The sequence below is a fragment of the Centipeda sp. (in: firmicutes) genome (assembly GCF_057271695.1).
Genome location: NZ_DBHIVL010000146.1, coordinates 1 through 1,788 on the forward strand (window position 1 = coordinate 1; position 1,788 = coordinate 1,788).

The 1,788-nt window shown below is 49.7% G+C and carries 1 rRNA gene; it reads left to right on the forward strand.

The features are described 5' to 3' along the window. Window positions 1-107 precede the first annotated feature (107 nt). Window positions 108-1,788: ribosomal RNA gene (locus ACO6BQ_RS12540) — 23S ribosomal RNA — on the forward strand; the annotation flags it as partial.

Below are 1,788 nucleotides of genomic sequence, written 5' to 3' on the forward strand. Positions count from 1 at the left end.
ACTCTAAGGGTTAGACCAAGCACATAGATTCTCTAAATTAACTTATAAGGTGAGAGCATCCGAAAGGATGACTCTAAAGCAAAAGACATAACCATATGTCACTATCAAGTAAAGATAGTAAGGGCATACGGTGGATGCCTTGGCTATACTGGCCGAAGAAGGACGCGGTAAGCTGCGAAAAGCTACGGAGAGGTGCAAGCGACCATTGACCCGTAGATATCCGAATGGGGGAACCCGGCAGAGAAAAGCTCTGTCACCCATACCAAAGAGTATGAGGAGGGCACCTGGGGAACTGAAACATCTAAGTACCCAGAGGAAAAGTAATCAAACGAGATTCTCTTAGTAGCGGCGAGCGAACGGGGAAGAGCCCAAACCGGACTGGTTCGCCAGACCGGGGTTGAGGACTGCTAACAAGCATAAATGGGATAGACGAACCGACTTGGAACGGTCGGCCGAAGAAGGTGAAAGCCCTGTAGTCGAAATCCTGCATATGTGGAGCAGTATCCAGAGTACCACGAGACACGTGAAACCTTGTGGGAAGCAGGGGGGACCACCCTCCAAGGCAAAATACCAGTATGGACCGATAGCGCATAGTACCGTGAGGGAAAGGTGAAAAGCACCCCGGGAGGGGAGTGAAAGAGAACCTGAAACCGTATGTCTACAAACAGTCGAAGACCGTATAATTGCAGGTCGACGGCGTGCCTATTGAAGAATGAACCGGCGAGTTACTGTCACTAGCGAGGTTAAGCGGAAAACGTGGAGCCGAAGCGAAAGCGAGTCTGAATAGGGCGAGGAGTTAGTGGTAGTAGACCCGAAACCGTAGTGATCTATCCATGGCCAGGTTGAAGCACAGGTAAAATTGTGTGGAGGACCGAACTCGTGAGCGTTGAAAAGCTTTGGGATGAGTTGTGGATAGGGGTGAAATGCCAATCGAACACGGAGATAGCTGGTTCTCCCCGAAATAGCTTTAGGGCTAGCCTCATGGTAAAGAGTATAGGCGGTAGAGCTCTGATCGGGCTAGGGCCCACACCGGGTACCGAACCTAGTCAAACTACGAATGGCTATACTTATACATGGGAGTCAGACTATGAGTGATAAGGCCCATAGTCAAGAGGGAAACAGCCCAGACCACCGACTAAGGCCCCCAATGCTGCATTAAGTGGCAAAGGATGTGGAGTTTCCAAAACAACCAGGATGTTGGCTTAGAAGCAGCCACCATTTAAAGAGTGCGTAATAGCTCACTGGTCGAGAGACTCTGCGCCGAAAATGTCCGGGGCTAAAATGCAGAGCCGAAGTCGTGGCAATGGTAGTAATACCATTGGGTAGGGGAGCGTTCTTATTGGATTGAAGCAGTACCGGAAGGAGCTGTGGACTGGTAAGAAGTGAGAATGCCGGTATGAGTAGCGAAAAGAAAGGTGAGAATCCTTTCCACCGAAAGCCTAAGGGTTCCTGAGCAACGATCGTCGTCTCAGGGTAAGTCGGGACCTAAGCCGAGGCGGAAAAGCATAGGCGATGGACAACAGGTTGAAATTCCTGTACTAGTATGAATTGTTTGATCGATGGAGTGACGCAAACAGGTAGGTTAGCATGCGATTGGAAGTGCATGTTTAAGCGTGTAGGTTGTGTGATAGGTAAATCCGTTACACTAAAAGCTGAGGCGTGATGACGAGCTCAAAAGAGCGAAGTAATTGATCCTAAGTTGCCGAGAAAAGCTTCTAGGTAGAGACATACTACCCGTACCAAAACCGACACAGGTAGGCGGGGAGAGAATCCTAAGGTGCGCGGGAA